Source organism: Mycobacterium sp. 852013-50091_SCH5140682 (assembly GCF_001665685.1).
GTDB lineage: Bacteria > Actinomycetota > Actinomycetes > Mycobacteriales > Mycobacteriaceae > Mycobacterium.
This window is the reverse complement of sequence record NZ_LZTB01000075.1, coordinates 55,122-72,269: the sequence shown is the minus strand read 5'-3', so window position 1 is coordinate 72,269 and position 17,148 is coordinate 55,122. Positions and strand designations below refer to the sequence as shown.

The window sequence follows — 17,148 nt, the reverse complement described above, 5'->3', positions numbered from 1 at the left end:
GAGCCGGTGCCGGAACCACTCGACCCACTCGCCCGACGGATCACCGAGGCCCTCCAGGTCAACGGTCGGGCCTCATGGCGGCGGATCGCGCAGGTACTCGACGAGCCGGTCCGCACCGTCGCCCGCCGCGGTGCCGCCCTCCTGGAGGACGGCACAGTACAGGTGGTCGGTCTGACCGCACTCGCACCGACACATCTGCTGCGCGTGCGGTGCCGACCGGAGCGCGTCCACTCGGTGGCCCGCACCCTGGCGTCGTGGCCGCAATCGGTGTTCGTCTATGTGCTGGCCGAATCCGCCGAAGTGATCGCCGAGGTGACGGCGGACTTCGACGCGCTGCCCACACTGCTCGGTGCCGAATTGGACGGCGTCCTGACCCACCGGTTGACCCCGGTACTGCAGTACTTCCGGACCGTCGCCGAATGGCGCGCCGGTGTGCTGAGCCCCGCCGAGGTTGCCGAACTCGAATTGCCCGATGTCCCACCGGAACAGACGCGGACCGGCCTGCAGGTCGACGACGTCGACCGCGCCATCATCGACGCGCTCGTCGCCGACGGGCGTACCCCCTTCGAGACGATCGCGACGCTGGCCGGGTTCTCCGAGGCCACCGCGCGCCGGCGTATCGATCAACTGATCCAGCGCGGCGTGGTCCGTATCCGCGCCGTCGTCGGACCGGCCCTGCTCGGGCTGCCCGTCGAAGCCCTGCTGTGGATACGATGTGCGCCCCAGCACGCGGAACACATCGGAACTTCGCTCGCCCGTTCACCTCTCGTGCGCTACGCGGCCATGGTGATGGGTGAGTATCCGGTCGTCGTCGACGTGACGGCCCGCGACATCGCCGAGCTCCGCGACTTTCTCGTCAACGGCCCCTGGGAATCTCGCGTCGAATCGGTTCACGCGACCCTGCTGATCCAGACCTACAAGCGCGGCGGCGTGGTGCCCGCAGTTCCGAAATGAAAGGCCCTCAATGCTTCTGACCTCGCTCGACGCCGCCGACCGGGACGCTGCGGCGGCGGTCACCATCGGTGAGCAGAGCCTGTCGCGGGCGGAATTGGTCGATGCCGCAACGGCTCTCGCGGCCGCCCTGCCTGCCGAGCATCCCGTTGCGGTGTACGCGGAGCCCACGCTCGACACCGTCATCGCCGTGACGGCATGCCTGCTGGCCGGTGTGCCCGTGGTGCCCGTCCCGCCCGACTCCGGCAGTGCCGAGCTGCGCCACATCCTTTCCGACGCCGCGGTCGGGTGCTGGGCCGGGCCGGCCCACCCGGATTCCGATCTGCGCGCAGTACCGGCCCGCGGCCATACCGGCGGCGCCGGGCTGCCCACCCCTGCCGACGACGCGACCGCGATGATCCTCTACACATCGGGAACCACCGGGGCCCCCAAGGGTGTCAATCTGAGCCACCGCGCCGTGGCCGCCGGTATCGACGCCGTCGCCGATGCGTGGCAGTGGAGTTCCGAGGACACCGTCGTGCACGGCCTGCCGCTGTTCCATCTGCACGGGTTGGTGCTCGGTGTGCTTGGTTCCCTTCGGATCGGCTCCCGCGTCGTGCACACCGTCGCACCCCGCCCCGAGCGCTACGCCGCGGCGCCCGGAACCATGTACTTCGGGGTGCCGACCGTGTGGTCGCGGATCGCCGCCGACGAGGTGTCGGCCCGGGCGCTGGGTCGCGCGCGGCTGCTGGTCTCGGGCAGCGCGCCGCTGCCCACACCCGTTTTCGATCGCATCGCCGAACTCAGCGGGCACGCCCCGATCGAGCGCTACGGCATGAGCGAAACCATGATCACGCTGAGCACCCGCGCGCTCGGCGAACGCAGGCCCGGATCGGTCGGGCAACCCGTGCTGGGTGTGCAGACCCGGCTGCGGACCGAGGACGGGCAGGGCGTGCCCGACGACGGCGAGAGCATCGGCCGCCTCCAGGTCCGTGGACCCATGCTGTTCGACGGCTATCTCAACCGGCCGGACGCGACAGCCGAATCATGGACCGACGACGGCTGGTTCATCACCGGCGACGTCGCGACGCGCGACATGCAGGGCTTTCACCGGATCGTCGGCCGGGAGTCCGTCGACCTGATCAAGTCCGGCGGTTACCGCGTCGGGGCAGGTGAGGTGGAAACCGCGCTGCTGGCCCACCCCGCGGTCCGTGAGGTCGCCGTTGTGGGACAGGCCGATGCGGACCTCGGACAGCGGATCGTGGCCTACGTGGTCACCGACGACGCGGATCGGACCCAGCTGGGCGGGCGCCTGATCGAGTTCGTGTCCGACACCCTGTCGCATCACAAGCGTCCCCGCGACATCGTCTTCCTCGATGAATTGCCAAGGAACGCAATGGGAAAGGTCCAGAAGAAACTCCTAGACAGCTGAGTTTCAGCCCACCAGCACGGCGTAACGCGGCTTGATCACCTCGTCGATGATGGCCAGCCGCTCGTCGAACGGGATGAACGCGGACTTCATCGCATTGATGGTGAAGCGTTCCAAGTCGCTCCAGCCGTAGCCGAAAGCATCGACCAGACGCGTCATCTCCTGGGTCATGGTGGTGTCGCTCATCAACCGGTTGTCGGTGTTGACGGTGACCCGGAACCGCAGCCGGGCCAACCGGTCGAACGGGTGCTCGGCGATGGACGGCGCGGCCCCGGTCTGCACATTGCTGCTCGGGCACATCTCCAGCGGTATGCGCTTGTCCCGCAAGATCGCTGCCAGCCTGCCGAGCTTCTGGCTGCCGTCGTCGAGCTGGGTGATGTCGTCGACGATTCGCACGCCGTGACCGAGCCGGTCGGCACCGCAGAACGCGATCGCCTCATGGATCGACGGCAGCCCGAACGCCTCGCCGGCGTGAATGGTGAAGCGCGCGTTGTTGCTTCGCATGTACTCGAACGCGTCGAGATGCCGGGACGGCGGATAGCCCGCCTCGGCCCCGGCGATGTCGAAGCCCACAACGCCCTTGTCGCGGAACCTGATTGCCAGTTCGGCGATCTCGCGGGACCGGGCAGCGTGGCGCATCGCGGTGACCAGGCAGCGCACGGTGATGGTGCGCCCCTCGACCGCCGCGGCCGCCTTCTCCCCGTCGGCGAAACCAGCCAACACCGCGTCGACCACCGCATCCAGGGACAGGCCGCGGTCGATGTGCAGTTCGGGTGCGAACCGGACCTCCGCGTACACCACATTGTCGGCCGCGAGATCCTCGACGCATTCGTGGGCCACGCGGTACAGGGCCTCGGGGGTCTGCATGACACCGACCGTGTGCGCGAAGGGCTCCAGGTACCGCACGAGCGAGCCACTGTGCGCGGCCGTGCGGAAGAACGTCGCCAGTTCGTCGACGTCGGTGGCGGGCAGCTCGTCGTACCCGAACTGACCGGCAAGATCGAGCACGGTGCCCGGGCGCAACCCACCGTCGAGGTGATCGTGCAGCAGGGCTTTGGGGGCGTGGCGGATCATGTCGAAGGTCAGCGGGGTACTCATCTCTCCATCATCCGCGACCACGGCGCAACTGTGCAGACGAAACCACACCGTTGCTGATGACGATCAGACCAATACCGGCCCACTCGTGGACGTCCAGCGGTTGGCGCAGTAGCAGCCAGCCGGCCAGGGCCGCCCAGATCGGATTGATGCTCGTGAACGTGCCGAAGATGTGCGCCGGGACGCGACGCAGCGCGAGCAGATCGGCGACATAGGGCACGATCGACGACATCAGCCCGCACGCGAGCGCGAGCGCGATCGCCGCGGCGGTCGGCGCGTGGACGCTGAACCACACCACGGCGATCGGAATCCAGACCGCGGCGGCGACAAGGCTGGTCACGGCGGTTCCTTGCAGTCCGGGGAGCCGCAGGCCCAGGGTGCGGTTGAGCAGGATGTAGAGACCCCAGGCCGTTGCCGCAAGCAGGCCGAGGGCGATGCCGACGACATCGGTGGTAGGGCCGGGGTCGGTGAGTATCACCACGCCGATCCCCGCCAGCACAGCACCGGCAATGTCCATGGCACGTCGCGAACTGGCGACCGCGACGGCCAGCGGGCCGAGAAATTCCAGTGTGACGGCCAGACCAAGTCCGATGCGCTCGATCGCGGCGTACAGGCAGAGGTTCATCACGCCGAGGACCACCACGAGGGCGAGAATCGGGCGCCACTGGTCTGCCCGCAGCCCCCGCAGACGGGGCCGCACCGCGGGCACCAGGACGAGCGCGGTGACGATCTGCCGGACGGCAACCACACCGATCGGACCGATCGCCCCGAACGCCGACGCGCCCAGTGCGGCGCCGACCTGGTTGGAAGCCGAACTCGCCGCCATCAACGCGAAGCCTGCGCCACGCCGACGCGCAGCCGCCGGGGCGGCCACGGGGCTGCCTGGACGCTCAGTGCTGTCGAGGGTGTTCATGCGGTCACGGTAAGGATGACCAGCACCATAAACCTAGTGCATGTTTTGCAGTTGCCATACGATTTGGTTATGGAGTGGAGTCTGCGCGAGCTGCGATACTTCGTGACCGCCGCCGACACCGGGTCATTCACCGACGCGGCGGCCCAGCTGTACGTCTCACAAGCCGCGGTCTCGCGCACCATCGCGGCGCTGGAGAAGGCCGTCGGCAACCGGCTGCTTCGCCGGGTGCCACGAGGTTGCGAACTCACCGGAGCCGGCCAACAGCTGCTGCCCCATGCCAGGCGGGTGCTCGCGGAAGCCGAGAAGTTCACCGAATTCGTGGCCTCGCGCCACAGAGTGCTGCGCCTCGGGTACGCGTGGGCAGCACTCGGACGCCATACCGCACGGCTGCAACGGGATTGGGCCGAGCAGCACGACTCCATCGAACTCGAGCTGGTGCGCCACGACTCGCCCTCCGCCGGCCTGTCCGAGGGATTGTGCGACGTCGCGATCGTGCGGCGTGCGGGCGACGACAAACGGTTCGACTCGGTGGTGGTCGGTCTGGAACGACGCCTGGCGGCGTTCGCCTCCGACGATCCGCAGTGGTCGAGGCGGCGTCAGCTGAGCATGGCCGAGATCGCCGAACGCACGGTGATCATCGATCCCCGGGTCGGGACCACCAGCAGCCGGTTGTGGAGCGGCACCGAGCATCAACCACCACGGTTCATCGAGTCCACCAACATCGACAGCTGGCTGGACGCGATCGCCGCGGGCCGTGGTGTGGGTACGACGGCCGAGGCAACCGCGCACCACCACCCCCGGCCCGGCGTCACCTACCGGCCGATCAAAGACGGCCCGCGCATCGCCGTCCGGCTGGTGTGGCGCCACGACGATCGCCCGGAAGGGCTCGACGCTCTCATCGACGCCGTCACGCGGCTCTACGCGTCGTGAGGCGCCTGCCGCGTTGCCGTCAGTCGATCCGGTCGATGATCAGCGGGCCGAGCACCGGCGCGGTGTCCCCGAGCGCCCACGCCCCCTCGAGTTCGGCCAGCGCTGCCGGGAGCCGGTCGGCTGTGTCGGTGTAGAGCGTGAAGATCGGGTCACCGGCCGCTACCGGCTCGCCCGGCGTGCGATGAATCCGGACCCCTGCGCCCGCTTGCACGGGGTCGCCCGGGTGGGCACGGCCTGCGCCCAGTCGCCAGGCGGCCATCGCCACACCCATGGCGTCGATGTCGCCCATCACGCCGCCGCTCGCCGCGGTGATGGTCTCCGAACAGGCGCCCACGGGCAGCGGCTGGGACAGATCGCCGCCCTGCGCGGTCACCAGATCACGGAACCGGTCCATCGCCGAACCGTCGCGCAGCGTTGCGGCCGGGTCGACGCCGTCGATGCCTGCAGCAGCGAGCATCTCGGCGGCCAGCGCCACCGTCAGCTCGACCACATCGGGCGGGCCGCCGCCTGCCAGCACCTCCAGCGACTCGGCCACCTCGACCGCATTGCCCACCGTGCGCCCCAACGGCCGGTCCATATCGGTGAGCAGGGCCCGCGTCGGAACCCCGTAGGCATTGCCGAGCTCGACCATGGTGCGGGCGAGCTCGCGGGATTCGGCCTCAGTCTTGAGGAACGCGCCGCGCCCGACCTTGACGTCGAGGACCAGTGCCTCGGCCCCCTCGGCGAGCTTCTTGCTCATCACCGAGCTCGCGATGAGCGGCAGCGATTCGGTGGTGGCGGTGACGTCACGCAGCGCATAGATCTTGCGGTCGGCCGGTGCCAGGTCCCCGGCCGCGAAGATGGCCGCGCCGACCTCGCAAAGCTGTTGACGGATACGGTCTTTGGACAGCTCGGCGGTGAATCCGGGAATCGCCTCCAGCTTGTCGAGCGTGCCACCGGTGTGCCCGAGGCCGCGTCCGGCAGCCTGCGGCACACTGCCACCGCAGGCCAGCACCACGGGGACGAGCGGGATGGTGATCTTGTCGCCGACTCCGCCGGTCGAATGTTTGTCCACCAGCGCCAGCGGCTTACCGGCCCGGCGCAGATCGGTGAAGTCGAACCGCTCCCCCGACGCCACCATGGCCGCGGTCCACCGGGCGATCTCCGCGGGCGTCATGCCACGCAGGAAGATCGCCATCAGCAGCGCCGACATCTGCTCGTCGGCAACCCGGCCATGCGTATACCCGGCGATAACCCAGTCGATGGCCGCGTCGGACAGCACACCGCCGTCGCGTTTGGTTCGGATGATGGTGGGGGCGTCGATGGCGCAAATCCTAACCGCTCATTCGGCGAGCGCGCCCCGCAGCAATGTCCGTAGCGCCCAGTCGAAATCGTCCTGCTGGGGCGGAGCACCCTGCAAATGTCCGAACGGGTGCCGCGACATCAGGTGACCGATCAGGAGGCGCCACGCGGCGCGGTAGACGCGTGGCGCGGCCATCTCGTCGAGTCCGGCGCCGCGCAGCAGCGCCATGCAGTGATCGGCCACTGGTTTCGCCGACGGCAGCGCGTAGTCGCCGTCGGCGATGACGGGTCCGCTCCACGAGTGCGCGACCAGGTGGTCGTACATGGCGTGCCATTGCCGGACCACGGCCTCCACGGGGTCTGCGCCCGCAGGGTCGATCAACGGGTAGCCGGCCACCAGATCCTCGACGAGCAGGAGCAGCAGCTCTTGCCGGTCGGCGATGTGCCGGTAGAGCGAGGCCGCACCCGTGCCGAGTTCCCCGGCGATGCGGCGCAGCGTCAGCTCGGCCAGGCCGTCGCGGTCAGCGATCCGGCGCGCCGCCGCCACGATCGTCGCCTTGTTCAGCGGTTGCGTCACGGGTAGACCCCTACGCGAACAGCGTTCGCGCTACCGTGAGAGCGGTTGCGAACAGTGTTCGCGCACGTGACAGGCCTCTTGGCAAGGAGATCCATGGACGTCATCGCTCGCCAGCATGCCGCATCCGGAGCTTCCCGACGGTACGGTTCGGGGCGCATCCTTGCCGCGATGTGCATGGTCGTCGTCTCCTACGGACTGCTGCAGACCATGCTCGTGCCGACCCTCGGCGTCCTGCAACGCGATCTGCGCACGACCACCACCGCAGCATCATGGGCGGTGCTGTCGGCGATGCTGCTGGCCAGCGCAGTGGTCACACCCGTCGTCAGCCGCCTGGGCGACAGGTTCGGCAAGCGCCGGGTGCTGCTCTGGATGCTGGCGATCTACCTGGCTGCCACGCTGGCGTCGATCGCCGCACCCGACATCGGCACGCTCATCGCCTGCCGGGCCGTCCAGGGCGTGAGCCTCACGCTGCTGCCACTGACGTTTGCGATCCTGCGCGAGGCACTCCCCGCATCGCGGGCTCATGCAGGGCTGGCCGTGGCATCCGGACTGGTGACCGGCACCGCCGGAGTCGGCGTGCTGCTCGGCGGGCTGGTGGTGGACCACGCGTCGTGGCGGTGGCTGTTCGCGATCGGCACGGTTCCGGTGTCGGCCGCCCTGATCATGACGGCACGGTGGATTCCGGAAAGCCGCGAGCGCCACCCCGGCCGGCTCGATGTGGCGGGCACAGCCACGATGACCGCAGGACTGCTGGCGCTGTTGCTCGCCGTCACACAGGGGCCGGCGTGGGGCTGGACGACCGCCCGCGTACTCGGCCTGTTCGGCACCGCCGTCGCGATGTTGGCGGTGTTCGTCGCCGTCGAGCGACGGGTGGCCCATCCCATCGTGGACCTCGCCCTGCTCACCAAGCCGCCGCTGACGGCAGCACATCTGGGCGCGTTGCTGCTCGGGGTCAACCAGTTCGCGGTGTACGTGGCGCTGCCCAAACTGGCCGAACTACCCACGGGTAACCCAGGGTTCGGATTGTCGGTGACAGGCGCCGCACTGGTCCTGGTGCCCGGGACCCTGATGACGATGCCTGCCAGTTGGGCCGCACCGGCACTAGCCGACCGGTTCGGGGTGCGGGCCCCGCTGACCGCCGGACTGACGCTTGCGGCCGCAGGCACCGCCCTACTGGCCGTCACCCACGCATCGGTGTGGCACGCGGTGCTGTACTACGCCATCGCCAGCGTCGGTTGGGGATTGGCGATGGCGGCGCTACCCAGGATGGTCAACGCCGCCTGCCCGCAGGCACAGAGCGGCAGCGCCAACGGTCTGAACACGGTGGCGCGCACCATCGGCGGCGCGCTCGGCGGCCAGCTCGCGGCCGCGGTGCTGGTCGGCTGGGCAGCTCCCCGCGACGTCAACACCGGTTTCACCGTGGCGTTTTCGCTCGCGGCCGGCGTCGCGGCGATGGGCGGACTGCTGGTACCGCTTTGGTTGTTCCGTGATCGCGGATATCTGGACACCGATGAGAGCCGTTGACCCGCTTGACATCACGCTCTGTTCGATCGCTCGAGGTCAGCGGGCCCGAATGCGTCCGGAAGCAACTCGGCGAGCGGGCGTGGGCCACCCGGATGGTCGATCAACAACGCGGAGCCGCCATGTTCCAGCAGCACCTGTCGACACCGGCCGCACGGCATCAACAGCGCGCCGTCGGGCCCGACACAGCTCAACGCGACCAGCCGTCCGCCGCCCGAAGAATGCAGGTTGCAGACCACACTGCACTCCGCACAGAGACCTAGGCCATATGAGACATTCTCCACATTGCAGCCGGTAATCACCCGGCCGTCGTCGACCAGTGCCGCAGCGCCGACCGGGAATTGCGAATATGGCGCGTACGCGGCTTCCGATGCGGCAATTGCCTTCTCGCGCAACACTTTCCAGTCAATCTCCCGCGTCACGTCAGCGCCTCGAGAATGGGTTCTGAATGCATTCCGAAACCTCCGCCTCAGCGACGTGTGATGTGGATAGGTAAACCTAACTTTTCCCAGTTCTGCGCGCCATACCTCGACACCGTATTCGTTCGCCAGTGCAAATGGGTTTAGAGTCGCCCCGAGGTTTGGGGCTAATCGGCAGACCAGGTCCCGAACGTCCACCGATGGCGTTGGAGGGCGATGTGAGTACTCAGGCGGAGGTGCCGGCGGCGCGGTCCGGGAAATCGCGGCGACGCACGTTGTATCGCGGAGATCCAGGAATGTGGTCGTGGGTGTTGCATCGCATCACCGGGGCGACGATCTTCTTCTTTTTGTTTGTCCATGTGTTGGATACCGCGTTGGTGCGGGTCAGCCCGCAGGCCTACAACGCGGTCATCGAGACCTACAAAACCCCGATCGTCGGGTTGATGGAGATGGGCCTGGTCGCTGCGGTCCTCTTCCACGCCCTCAACGGCATCCGGGTCATCCTCATCGACTTCTGGGCCCAAGGCCCGCGCTATCAACGCCACATGCTCGCCGTGGCGGTGACCGTGTTCGCTGTTGCCCTCATCGCCGGACTAGGAGTTCTGGGTATGCACATGACGGAGCGATTCCTGTGAGCGCCCCCACCCCGGGCGAATCCCGCCTCGGCCGCCTGGCCCCGGTCCTGGAGCGCGAACACGACCGTCCCGCCGCACTCGATCACCCGCGCGCTCCCCGGCGCCCCCGCGGTATCCCCTACTTCGAGAAATACGCCTGGCTGTTCATGCGGTTCTCCGGAGTGGCGCTGGTCTTTCTCGCCCTGGGGCACCTGTTCATCATGCTGATGTGGCAGGACGGCGTGTACCGCATCGACTTCAACTACGTCGCGCAGCGCTGGGCGTCGCCGTTCTGGCAGATCTGGGACATGGCCCTGCTGTGGCTGGCCATGATCCACGGCGCCAACGGCATGCGCACCATCATCGGCGACTACGCCCGCAAGAACGTGACCAAGTTCTACCTGAACTCACTGCTGCTCTTGGCCACAGGATTCACCCTGGTACTGGGCACCTACGTCCTGGTCACCTTCGACGCCAACATCGGGGGCTAACACCATGATTCACCAACACCGCTACGACGTCGTCATCGTCGGCGCAGGCGGCGCAGGCATGCGCGCCGCGGTCGAAGCCGCCCCCCGGGCCCGCACGGCCGTGCTCACCAAGCTCTACCCCACGCGCAGCCACACCGGCGCGGCCCAGGGCGGCATGTGCGCCGCTCTGGCCAACGTCGAAGAAGACAACTGGGAATGGCACACCTTCGACACCGTCAAGGGTGGCGACTACCTCGCCGACCAGGACGCCGTGGAAATCATGGCCAAAGAAGCCATCGACGCCGTTCTGGATCTGGAAAAGATGGGGATGCCGTTCAACCGCACCCCCGAGGGCCGCATCGACCAACGCCGCTTCGGCGGGCACACCCGCGACCACGGCAAAGCCCCGGTCCGCCGGGCCTGCTACGCCGCCGACCGCACCGGCCACATGATCCTGCAGACCCTCTACCAAAACTGCGTCAAGCACGACGTGGAGTTCTTCAACGAGTTCTACGCGCTGGACGTCGCGCTCACCGACACCCCCGCGGGCCCGGTGGCCACCGGCGTCATCGCCTATGAGCTGGCCACCGGCGACATCCACATCTTCCACGCCAAGGCCATCGTGTTCGCCACCGGCGGCTCCGGGCGCATGTACAAAACCACCTCCAACGCCCACACCCTGACCGGTGACGGCCTGGGCATCATCTTCCGCAAGGGACTTCCCTTGGAAGACATGGAGTTCCACCAGTTCCACCCGACAGGCCTGGCCGGGCTGGGCATCCTGATCTCCGAAGCCGTGCGCGGCGAAGGCGGCCGCCTGCTCAACGGCGAGGGTGAGCGGTTCATGGAACGCTACGCGCCCACCATCGTCGACCTGGCGCCGCGCGACATCGTCGCCCGCTCGATGGTGCTCGAAGTCCTCGAAGGCCGCGGTGCGGGCCCCAACAAGGACTACGTCTACATCGACGTGCGCCACCTCGGCGAAGACGTCCTGGAAGCCAAACTGCCCGACATCACCGAATTCGCCCGCACCTACCTCGGCGTCGACCCCGTCACCGAACTGGTGCCGGTCTACCCGACTTGTCACTACGTCATGGGCGGTATCCCCACCACCGTGCACGGCCAGGTGCTACGCGACAACACCAACGTCATCCCCGGCCTGTACGCCGCCGGGGAATGCGCCTGCGTGTCGGTACACGGCGCCAACCGCCTTGGCACCAACTCGCTGCTCGACATCAACGTGTTCGGTCGCCGGGCCGGTATCGCCGCAGCCGAATACGCCAACAACCACAACCACGTCGACCTGCCGGACAACCCGGCCGACATGGTCGTGGGCTGGGTCGCCGACATCCTCTCCGAGCACGGCAACGAGCGCGTCGCCGACATCCGCACCTCCCTGCAGCAGTCGATGGACAACAACGCCGCGGTGTTCCGCACCGAGGAAACCCTCAAGCAGGCGTTGACCGACATCCACGCCCTCAAAGAGCGCTACTCGCGGATCACCGTGCACGACAAGGGCAAGCGCTACAACAGCGACCTGCTCGAAGCCATCGAACTCGGCTTCCTGCTGGAACTGGCCGAAGTCACCGTGGTCGGGGCACTCAACCGCAAAGAATCCCGCGGCGGGCACGCCCGGGAGGACTACCCCAACCGCGACGACACCAACTACATGCGCCACACCATGGCCTACAAGGAAGGCCCCGGTCTGCTGGCCGACATCCGGTTGGATTACAAACCCGTGGTCCAGACCCGGTACGAGCCGATGGAAAGGAAGTACTGATGAGTGCACCTGTCATCGACAAGCCCGAAGCCGGCGACCCGCCCCTGCCCCCGGTGCCCGAGGGTGCGGTCATGGTCACCCTCAAGATCGCCCGGTTCAACCCGGAGAACCCCGACGCCGCCGGCTGGCAGAGCTTCCGCGTGCCGTGCCTGCCGTCGGACCGGCTGCTCAACCTGCTGCTCTACGTCAAGGGCTACCTCGACGGCACCCTGACCTTCCGCCGCTCGTGTGCTCACGGGGTGTGCGGCTCGGATGCCATGCGTATCAACGGGGTCAACCGGCTGGCGTGCAAGGTGCTCATGCGCGACATGCTGCCCAAAAAGCCCGGCAAGCCACTGACCATCACCATCGAGCCCATCCGCGGCCTGCCCGTGGAAAAAGACCTCGTCGTCGACATGGAACCGTTCTTCGACGCCTACCGCGCCGTCAAACCCTTCCTGATCACCAGCGGCAACCCGCCCACCCGCGAGCGCATCCAAAGCGCCACCGACCGGGCCCGCTTCGACGACACCACCAAATGCATCCTGTGCGCCTGCTGCACCACGAGCTGCCCGGTGTACTGGAGCGAAGGGTCCTACTTCGGCCCGGCGGCGATCGTCAACGCGCACCGCTTCATCTTCGACTCGCGTGACGAGGCGGCCGCCGAGCGGCTCGACATCCTCAACGAGGTCGACGGCGTGTGGCGCTGCCGCACCACCTTCAACTGCACCGAGGCCTGCCCGCGTGGCATCCAGGTCACCCAGGCCATCCAGGAGGTCAAGCGCGCGTTGATGTTTGCGCGCTAGGTTGATTCGCCGAGTGTGAAGAAGATCGCGAGATTTTTCAGAAATCTCGCGATCTTCTTCACACTGGGCACCCGCGTGCGCGTAGTGCTTCCCGGGTGCGCGCGATGATGGTGCCCTGCCGGTGTCGGAGCAAGTCGGCGCCTACCCGGACAATGCGCCAGCCAAGTGCGCGGTACTCGGCATCCTGGTCGATGTCCTTGGTGCGCTGTCTCGGGTCGGCCCAATGCTGGATACCGTCGTACTGGACGCCGACCGTCCACTCCGGCCACCCCATGTCGATCCGGCCCACCTGCAGCCCATGGTCGAACACCTCGATCTGGGTCTGCGACGGTCGCATCCCGGCCTCGGTATACAGCAGGCGGAGCCGGGTTTCCTGCGGTGACTCGGCGCCGGCATCGGCCAGGTCGAGCACCTCGCGCAGTTGCACCAGGCCTCGCACACCCCGGTGATGCGCCAGGAGTGCCTGCACGTCAACGACTTTCAGGTCGGCGGCCTGCAGCAACGCGTCCACCCGGATAACGGCCGTCTCCAGCCCACGTCGGCGGCCGAGATCGAATGCCGTGCGCGCCGGCGTCGTCGTCCGGATGCCACGCACCGTGCAGACTTCGTCGTCGGCGAGGCGGTCACTGTGCAACACGATGCCGTTGGTCTTGTGTCTGCTGGAGTGATTGAGCTCGGCGGGCAGCTCCGCGTTGATCCACTTGGAACCATGGAGCGCGGCCGCCGACAGCCCAGCGACGATCCCGCGCCGCCCCGACCACAACCACGCCGCGACCGCCTTGTCGATGGGTTTCAGTTCTGCATCGCGCGGGACATAAACATCCCGATGCAGCATGTGGTAGCGCGTGCTCAGCTGATACCGGTTGAGCGACCCCGCCGCGAGTGCCTCGGATCCGACGAAGGGCAATGCCATGCGAATAGGACGCCGCGGAGGTAAACGCGGTTCCACCGCCCGCCAGTGTGAACATGATGGCGAGAAATCTCGAGAATCTCGCCATCATGTTCACATTCGCCCGTCACACATCGCGGGGCTGTCTCGTCTGACTGGTATGACCACACGAATCGCCCCTGTGACCCCCAAACAAGCCGGCCTGCTGACCCGGGTGATGTACCGCGTTGCCAAGCGTCGCTTCGGTGAGGTGCCCGAGCCGTTCACCGTGGTGGCACACCATCCCCGGCTGCTGGTGGCCAATGCCGTCCACGAAACTCTGCTGCAGAGCGGCTCGAAGAAGCTGCCGGCCAGCGTCCGTGAACTGGCGGTGCTGTGGACCGCCCGCACGGTCGGCTGCTCGTGGTGCGTCGATTTCGGCTCGATGCTGATGCGGCTGGAGAACCTGGATGTCGACCGGCTCAAGTCCATCGACGACTACGCGACCTCACCGCTGTACACCGACGACGAGCGCGCCGCCATCGCGTACGCCAACGCGATGACCACCGACGCCCACTCCGTGACCGACGAGCAGATCGCCGATCTGAAGAAGCGTTTCGGCGACGACGGCGTGATCGAGCTGACGTATCAGATCGGGGTGGAGAACATGCGCGCCCGGATGTACTCGGCGCTGGGGATCACCGAGCAGGGCTTCAATTCGGGTGATGCGTGCCGGGTTCCGTGGGCGGCGTCTGAACAGCAGGCGTGATCTCGATGTAGGCGGCCACACCTCCACGTAGCGGAGAACCGGTGAACTTGTCAGGATTGGCGATATCCCATACCGCGCAGACCTTTCCGTCGCGGACCGTCACTGCGGTGACGCGCGGCATCATCTCCGGGTAGCCGTCGCGGGCCGGTGCCCCCGGTGTGTACGTGCCCAACTCGCCGTTGATGAACGCCAGCTGCCCCTGCGCATGCCAATTCGGCCCGTACCGCTTCGCGAGCCCGAGCAGAAAACGTGCCACCTTGTCGGGGCCGTGGATGACCCGCGCAGCCGTCGGCGCCCGGCGGTTGGAGTCCCCGGTGAACGTGACTTCCGGATGCAGCAGGCGCACAACGGCTTCCAGGTCCCCGGTCGCCAACGCCGCCATGAACGCGCCGGCGATCTCATTGTGCGTGTCGGCCGGAACCGGCGGCGGGGCGTCGGCCACCGCCCGGCGGGCACGCGAAGCCAGCTGGCGCGCCGAGGCCGGGCTGACGCCGAGCACCTCGGCGATCTCCGAGAACGGCACAGCGAAGCCGTCGTGCAAGACGAACGCGACCCGTTGGTCCGGGGTCAGGCGTTCGAGCACCACCATGGCGGCGAACCGGGCGTCTTCACTTGCGACGACGGCATTGAGCGGGTCGACGGTGCCGGACCCGGCGTTGAGATCCAAGGGCGTCACCACCGGCTCGGGCAGCCACTCGCCGACATACGCTTCGCGCCGGTGCGCGGCCGACCGCAACCGATCCAGGCCGAGTCGGCTGACCACCGTGGTCAGCCAGGCACGCAGGTCATGGATCTCGTTGCGGTTGGCGTCCCACCGGATCCAGGCCTCCTGCACGATGTCCTCGGCATCGGCGTAGGTGCCCGTCAACCGGTAGGCGACCGCAAGGAGATTCGGCCGCAACTCCTCGAACTCATCGACGCGAGTGCTCGCGGTCATGGCCCCAGTCTAGGGCGGGGCCGACGACACCCGTCAGGCGCCGATGATGACGTACGTCTTACGGATTGTCTCCTTGACCAACCACGTTCCGCGCCAGCCCCGGGGCAGCACCAGCAGTGAGCCGGGCCCGATGTCGGCGCTCGTCCCGTCGTCGCCCACCACTATGCCGGAACCGGAGATGATGTGGCAGACCTCGGTCGCTGCCGACCGATCAGCGGTGAACTCCCCCGGGTCGCACTCCCACACCCCGGTGTCGATCACAGAATCGGCCCAGACCTCGACGGCCGACTCCAGCTGGCCGGTGCGGCTGGTCGGTTTCGGTTGCGGCTCAGAGAGTTCGACCGTGGTCGTGTCTACATGCCTCAGGTTCACACTCGTCTCCATTGCGTCAGCGTCCCGTGATCTTGTTGGCGATACGTGCTAGATGGCTTGTTCCGGTCATGCCGTTCGTGGCCTCGCGCCGGTCCGCGGTTCGGTATAGCGCATACATGGCTTGAACTCCCAACCAGCGCAACGGCTCTGGTTCCCACTTACGGACCCGCCGGCCCACCCACGGCAGCCCGACGAGATCGGAGTCACGCGCAAGGACCAGGTCGGCGAGCGTGTGGCCTGCCAGATTCGTGGTGGTCAGCCCGCTGCCGACATAGCCGCCCGCGGTACCGAAGCCGCTTGCCCGGTCGAAGTCGACCGTGGCCGTCCAGTCCCGCGGCACCCCGAGCACGCCACACCACGCGTGTGCGATCGGGATGTCGCGCGTGGCAGGGAACATGTCCCGAACCAGGGCGGTCAGAGCGTCGATGGTCCACTGCTGGGTGGCACCCCGATGGTCGAGTTTCGACCCGTAGCGATAGGGAATGCCTCTGCCGCCCAGCGCGATTCGATTGTCAGCTGTGCGCTGGGCGTACATGTACCCGTGCGCGTAGTCGCCCAGCAGTTCGGCACCCTGCCAACCGACCTGCCGCAGTACGGATTCGGGAAGGGGTTCGGTCACCACCATCGACGAGTTCATGGGCAGCCACTCCCGGCGTTGCCCGGGCATCGTCGCGGTGAAGCCTTCGAGACAACGGAGGATGACGGGTGCCCGGACATCGCCGCGAGCGGTGAGTGCGCGGCCCGCCTTGATGTCGGTCACCTCGGTCTGTTCATAGATCGCGACGCCCATGCCCTCGACCACGCGCGCCAGGCCCTGGACCAGCTTCGCGGGCTGCACACGGGCGCAGTGCGGACTGAACAGCGCACCCATGGCACCCTCGACCCGGATCCTGGAGTTCGACTCGTCACCGGTGAGCACCACGAAATCGTCTTCGGTCGCGCCCCAACTCCGTTCGAAGTCGAGCGATTCGCGCAACCGGCCCATCTGGGCCTGGTTTCGGGCCACGTGCAGCACGCCGTCCTTGACGATGTCGGCGTCGATCCCTTCGGACTCGGCGATGCCGATGACCTCGTCGACGGCTCCGCGCATGGCCCGCATGAGCGTGACGACACCGTCATGGCCGTGCGTCGAGGCGTACGCATCGCGAGATCCAGCCAGCTCGGCCGACAGCCATCCGCCGTTGCGACCGGAAGCGCCGAACCCCGCGAACTCCTTCTCCAGCATGACGATTCGCAAATCAGGTTGTTCACGCTTGAGGTAGTACGCGGCCCACAAGCCGGTCAGGCCCGCTCCGACGATGCACACGTCGGCATCGAGCGAGTTCGGCAGCGGCGGCCGCGACTTGGGCCAGCCCGCCGCGCGGTACCAGAACGACACACTGCCGTTCACGAAGTCATTCGCAAGACTGCTGGGCCTGCGACCATCGGGGGACATCTAGATTCTCCTGCATTCATCGA

General features: G+C 67.5%; 17 protein-coding genes and 1 pseudogene. 9 read left to right on the top strand and 9 right to left on the bottom strand.

The window, feature by feature from the left end; translation table 11 throughout:
* Nucleotides 1-6: 6 nt before the first annotated feature.
* Together A5784_RS21185 and A5784_RS21180 are read left to right on the top strand one after the other, a co-directional pair.
* Nucleotides 7-954 (top strand): Lrp/AsnC family transcriptional regulator, encoded by a 948-nt coding sequence (locus A5784_RS21185; protein WP_197514821.1) that lies wholly within the window; start codon nucleotides 7-9, stop codon nucleotides 952-954.
* Nucleotides 955-964: 10 nt separating this feature from the next.
* Entirely contained in the window at nucleotides 965-2,362 is a 1,398-nt protein-coding gene (locus tag A5784_RS21180) for an acyl-CoA synthetase (RefSeq protein WP_064946856.1), read from the top strand.
* Nucleotides 2,363-2,365: 3 nt separating this feature from the next.
* On the opposite strand, the gene A5784_RS21175 is transcribed toward A5784_RS21180, so the two are convergent.
* Both A5784_RS21175 and A5784_RS21170 read right to left on the bottom strand, forming a co-directional pair.
* Nucleotides 2,366-3,457: an adenosine deaminase gene (locus A5784_RS21175; protein WP_064946903.1), complete on the bottom strand. Its 1,092-nt coding sequence runs from the start codon at nucleotides 3,455-3,457 to the stop codon at nucleotides 2,366-2,368.
* Between the two features lie 7 nt (nucleotides 3,458-3,464).
* Nucleotides 3,465-4,367, bottom strand: a complete 903-nt coding sequence (locus tag A5784_RS21170; RefSeq protein ID WP_082944981.1) for an EamA family transporter — start codon at nucleotides 4,365-4,367, stop codon at nucleotides 3,465-3,467.
* Between the two features lie 69 nt (nucleotides 4,368-4,436).
* On the opposite strand from A5784_RS21170, the gene A5784_RS21165 reads away from it, so the two are divergent.
* Nucleotides 4,437-5,297 carry a LysR family transcriptional regulator gene (locus A5784_RS21165; protein ID WP_064946855.1) on the top strand — a complete coding sequence of 287 codons (861 nt, stop codon included), beginning with the start codon at nucleotides 4,437-4,439 and terminating at the stop codon, nucleotides 5,295-5,297.
* 19 nt (nucleotides 5,298-5,316) lie between these two features.
* Here A5784_RS21165 and A5784_RS21160 read toward each other — a convergent pair whose 3' ends face one another.
* Nucleotides 5,317-6,609 carry a thymidine phosphorylase gene (locus A5784_RS21160; protein ID WP_197514827.1) on the bottom strand — a complete coding sequence of 431 codons (1,293 nt, stop codon included), beginning with the start codon at nucleotides 6,607-6,609 and terminating at the stop codon, nucleotides 5,317-5,319.
* Between the two features lie 9 nt (nucleotides 6,610-6,618).
* Nucleotides 6,619-7,155: a TetR/AcrR family transcriptional regulator gene (locus tag A5784_RS21155; RefSeq protein WP_064946853.1), complete on the bottom strand. Its 537-nt coding sequence runs from the start codon at nucleotides 7,153-7,155 to the stop codon at nucleotides 6,619-6,621.
* Between the two features lie 93 nt (nucleotides 7,156-7,248).
* On the opposite strand from A5784_RS21155, the gene A5784_RS21150 reads away from it, so the two are divergent.
* On the top strand, nucleotides 7,249-8,679 hold the full coding sequence (locus A5784_RS21150; protein ID WP_064946852.1) for an MFS transporter: 1,431 nt from the start codon (nucleotides 7,249-7,251) through the stop codon (nucleotides 8,677-8,679).
* 11 nt (nucleotides 8,680-8,690) lie between these two features.
* Here A5784_RS21150 and A5784_RS21145 read toward each other — a convergent pair whose 3' ends face one another.
* Complete coding sequence (locus A5784_RS21145; protein ID WP_064946851.1) at nucleotides 8,691-9,098, bottom strand: cytidine deaminase; 408 nt, start codon at nucleotides 9,096-9,098, stop codon at nucleotides 8,691-8,693.
* A gap of 215 nt (nucleotides 9,099-9,313) precedes the next feature.
* Between A5784_RS21145 and sdhC the strand changes: the two genes are divergently transcribed.
* Genes sdhC through A5784_RS21125 form a run of 4 tightly spaced genes read left to right on the top strand, consistent with a single transcriptional unit; the run spans nucleotide 9,314 to nucleotide 12,744 of the window.
* Nucleotides 9,314-9,730: a succinate dehydrogenase, cytochrome b556 subunit gene (gene sdhC, locus A5784_RS21140; protein ID WP_156750689.1), complete on the top strand. Its 417-nt coding sequence runs from the start codon at nucleotides 9,314-9,316 to the stop codon at nucleotides 9,728-9,730.
* The gene (locus A5784_RS21135) at nucleotides 9,727-10,200 is read left to right on the top strand and encodes a succinate dehydrogenase hydrophobic membrane anchor subunit (RefSeq protein ID WP_064946849.1); all 474 of its coding nucleotides are present in this window, start codon (nucleotides 9,727-9,729) and stop codon (nucleotides 10,198-10,200) included. The genes sdhC and A5784_RS21135 overlap by 4 nt, the downstream gene beginning before the upstream one ends.
* A gap of 4 nt (nucleotides 10,201-10,204) precedes the next feature.
* Nucleotides 10,205-11,959, top strand: a complete 1,755-nt coding sequence (gene sdhA, locus A5784_RS21130) for a succinate dehydrogenase flavoprotein subunit (RefSeq protein ID WP_064946848.1) — start codon at nucleotides 10,205-10,207, stop codon at nucleotides 11,957-11,959.
* Nucleotides 11,959-12,744, top strand: coding sequence for a succinate dehydrogenase iron-sulfur subunit (locus A5784_RS21125; protein WP_064946847.1), 786 nt, complete (start codon nucleotides 11,959-11,961; stop codon nucleotides 12,742-12,744). The genes sdhA and A5784_RS21125 overlap by 1 nt, the downstream gene beginning before the upstream one ends.
* 58 nt (nucleotides 12,745-12,802) lie before the next feature.
* Here A5784_RS21125 and A5784_RS21120 read toward each other — a convergent pair whose 3' ends face one another.
* On the bottom strand, nucleotides 12,803-13,657 hold the full coding sequence (locus tag A5784_RS21120; RefSeq protein ID WP_064946846.1) for a type IV toxin-antitoxin system AbiEi family antitoxin: 855 nt from the start codon (nucleotides 13,655-13,657) through the stop codon (nucleotides 12,803-12,805).
* Nucleotides 13,658-13,778: 121 nt separating this feature from the next.
* On the opposite strand from A5784_RS21120, the pseudogene A5784_RS21115 reads away from it, so the two are divergent.
* A pseudogene (locus A5784_RS21115) lies at nucleotides 13,779-14,381 on the top strand (carboxymuconolactone decarboxylase family protein); the annotation flags it as partial.
* Here the strand turns inward: A5784_RS21115 and A5784_RS21110 are convergent.
* Genes A5784_RS21110 through A5784_RS21100 form a run of 3 tightly spaced genes read right to left on the bottom strand, consistent with a single transcriptional unit; the run spans nucleotide 14,326 to nucleotide 17,125 of the window.
* On the bottom strand, nucleotides 14,326-15,318 hold the full coding sequence (locus tag A5784_RS21110; protein WP_082944978.1) for a sigma-70 family RNA polymerase sigma factor: 993 nt from the start codon (nucleotides 15,316-15,318) through the stop codon (nucleotides 14,326-14,328). The pseudogene A5784_RS21115 and the gene A5784_RS21110 overlap by 56 nt on opposite strands.
* A 33-nt stretch (nucleotides 15,319-15,351) precedes the next feature.
* Entirely contained in the window at nucleotides 15,352-15,690 is a 339-nt protein-coding gene (locus A5784_RS21105; protein ID WP_082944994.1) for a cupin domain-containing protein, read from the bottom strand.
* A gap of 16 nt (nucleotides 15,691-15,706) precedes the next feature.
* Nucleotides 15,707-17,125: an NAD(P)/FAD-dependent oxidoreductase gene (locus A5784_RS21100; RefSeq protein WP_064946843.1), complete on the bottom strand. Its 1,419-nt coding sequence runs from the start codon at nucleotides 17,123-17,125 to the stop codon at nucleotides 15,707-15,709.
* Between the last annotated feature and the right edge of the window lie 23 nt (nucleotides 17,126-17,148).

What these genes read in the sequence shown, in the direction of transcription:
- A5784_RS21180 (WP_064946856.1), top strand. Translation starts at nt 965, where the DNA reads ATGCTTCTGACCTCGCTCGACGCCGCCGACCGGGACGCTGCGGCGGCG.
- A5784_RS21175 (WP_064946903.1), bottom strand. Translation starts at nt 3,457, where the DNA reads ATGAGTACCCCGCTGACCTTCGACATGATCCGCCACGCCCCCAAAGCC.
- A5784_RS21170 (WP_082944981.1), bottom strand. Translation starts at nt 4,367, where the DNA reads ATGAACACCCTCGACAGCACTGAGCGTCCAGGCAGCCCCGTGGCCGCC.
- A5784_RS21165 (WP_064946855.1), top strand. Translation starts at nt 4,437, where the DNA reads ATGGAGTGGAGTCTGCGCGAGCTGCGATACTTCGTGACCGCCGCCGAC.
- A5784_RS21150 (WP_064946852.1), top strand. Translation starts at nt 7,249, where the DNA reads ATGGACGTCATCGCTCGCCAGCATGCCGCATCCGGAGCTTCCCGACGG.
- sdhA (WP_064946848.1), top strand. Translation starts at nt 10,205, where the DNA reads ATGATTCACCAACACCGCTACGACGTCGTCATCGTCGGCGCAGGCGGC.
- A5784_RS21125 (WP_064946847.1), top strand. Translation starts at nt 11,959, where the DNA reads ATGAGTGCACCTGTCATCGACAAGCCCGAAGCCGGCGACCCGCCCCTG.
- A5784_RS21120 (WP_064946846.1), bottom strand. Translation starts at nt 13,657, where the DNA reads ATGGCATTGCCCTTCGTCGGATCCGAGGCACTCGCGGCGGGGTCGCTC.
- A5784_RS21110 (WP_082944978.1), bottom strand. Translation starts at nt 15,318, where the DNA reads ATGACCGCGAGCACTCGCGTCGATGAGTTCGAGGAGTTGCGGCCGAAT.
- A5784_RS21100 (WP_064946843.1), bottom strand. Translation starts at nt 17,125, where the DNA reads ATGTCCCCCGATGGTCGCAGGCCCAGCAGTCTTGCGAATGACTTCGTG.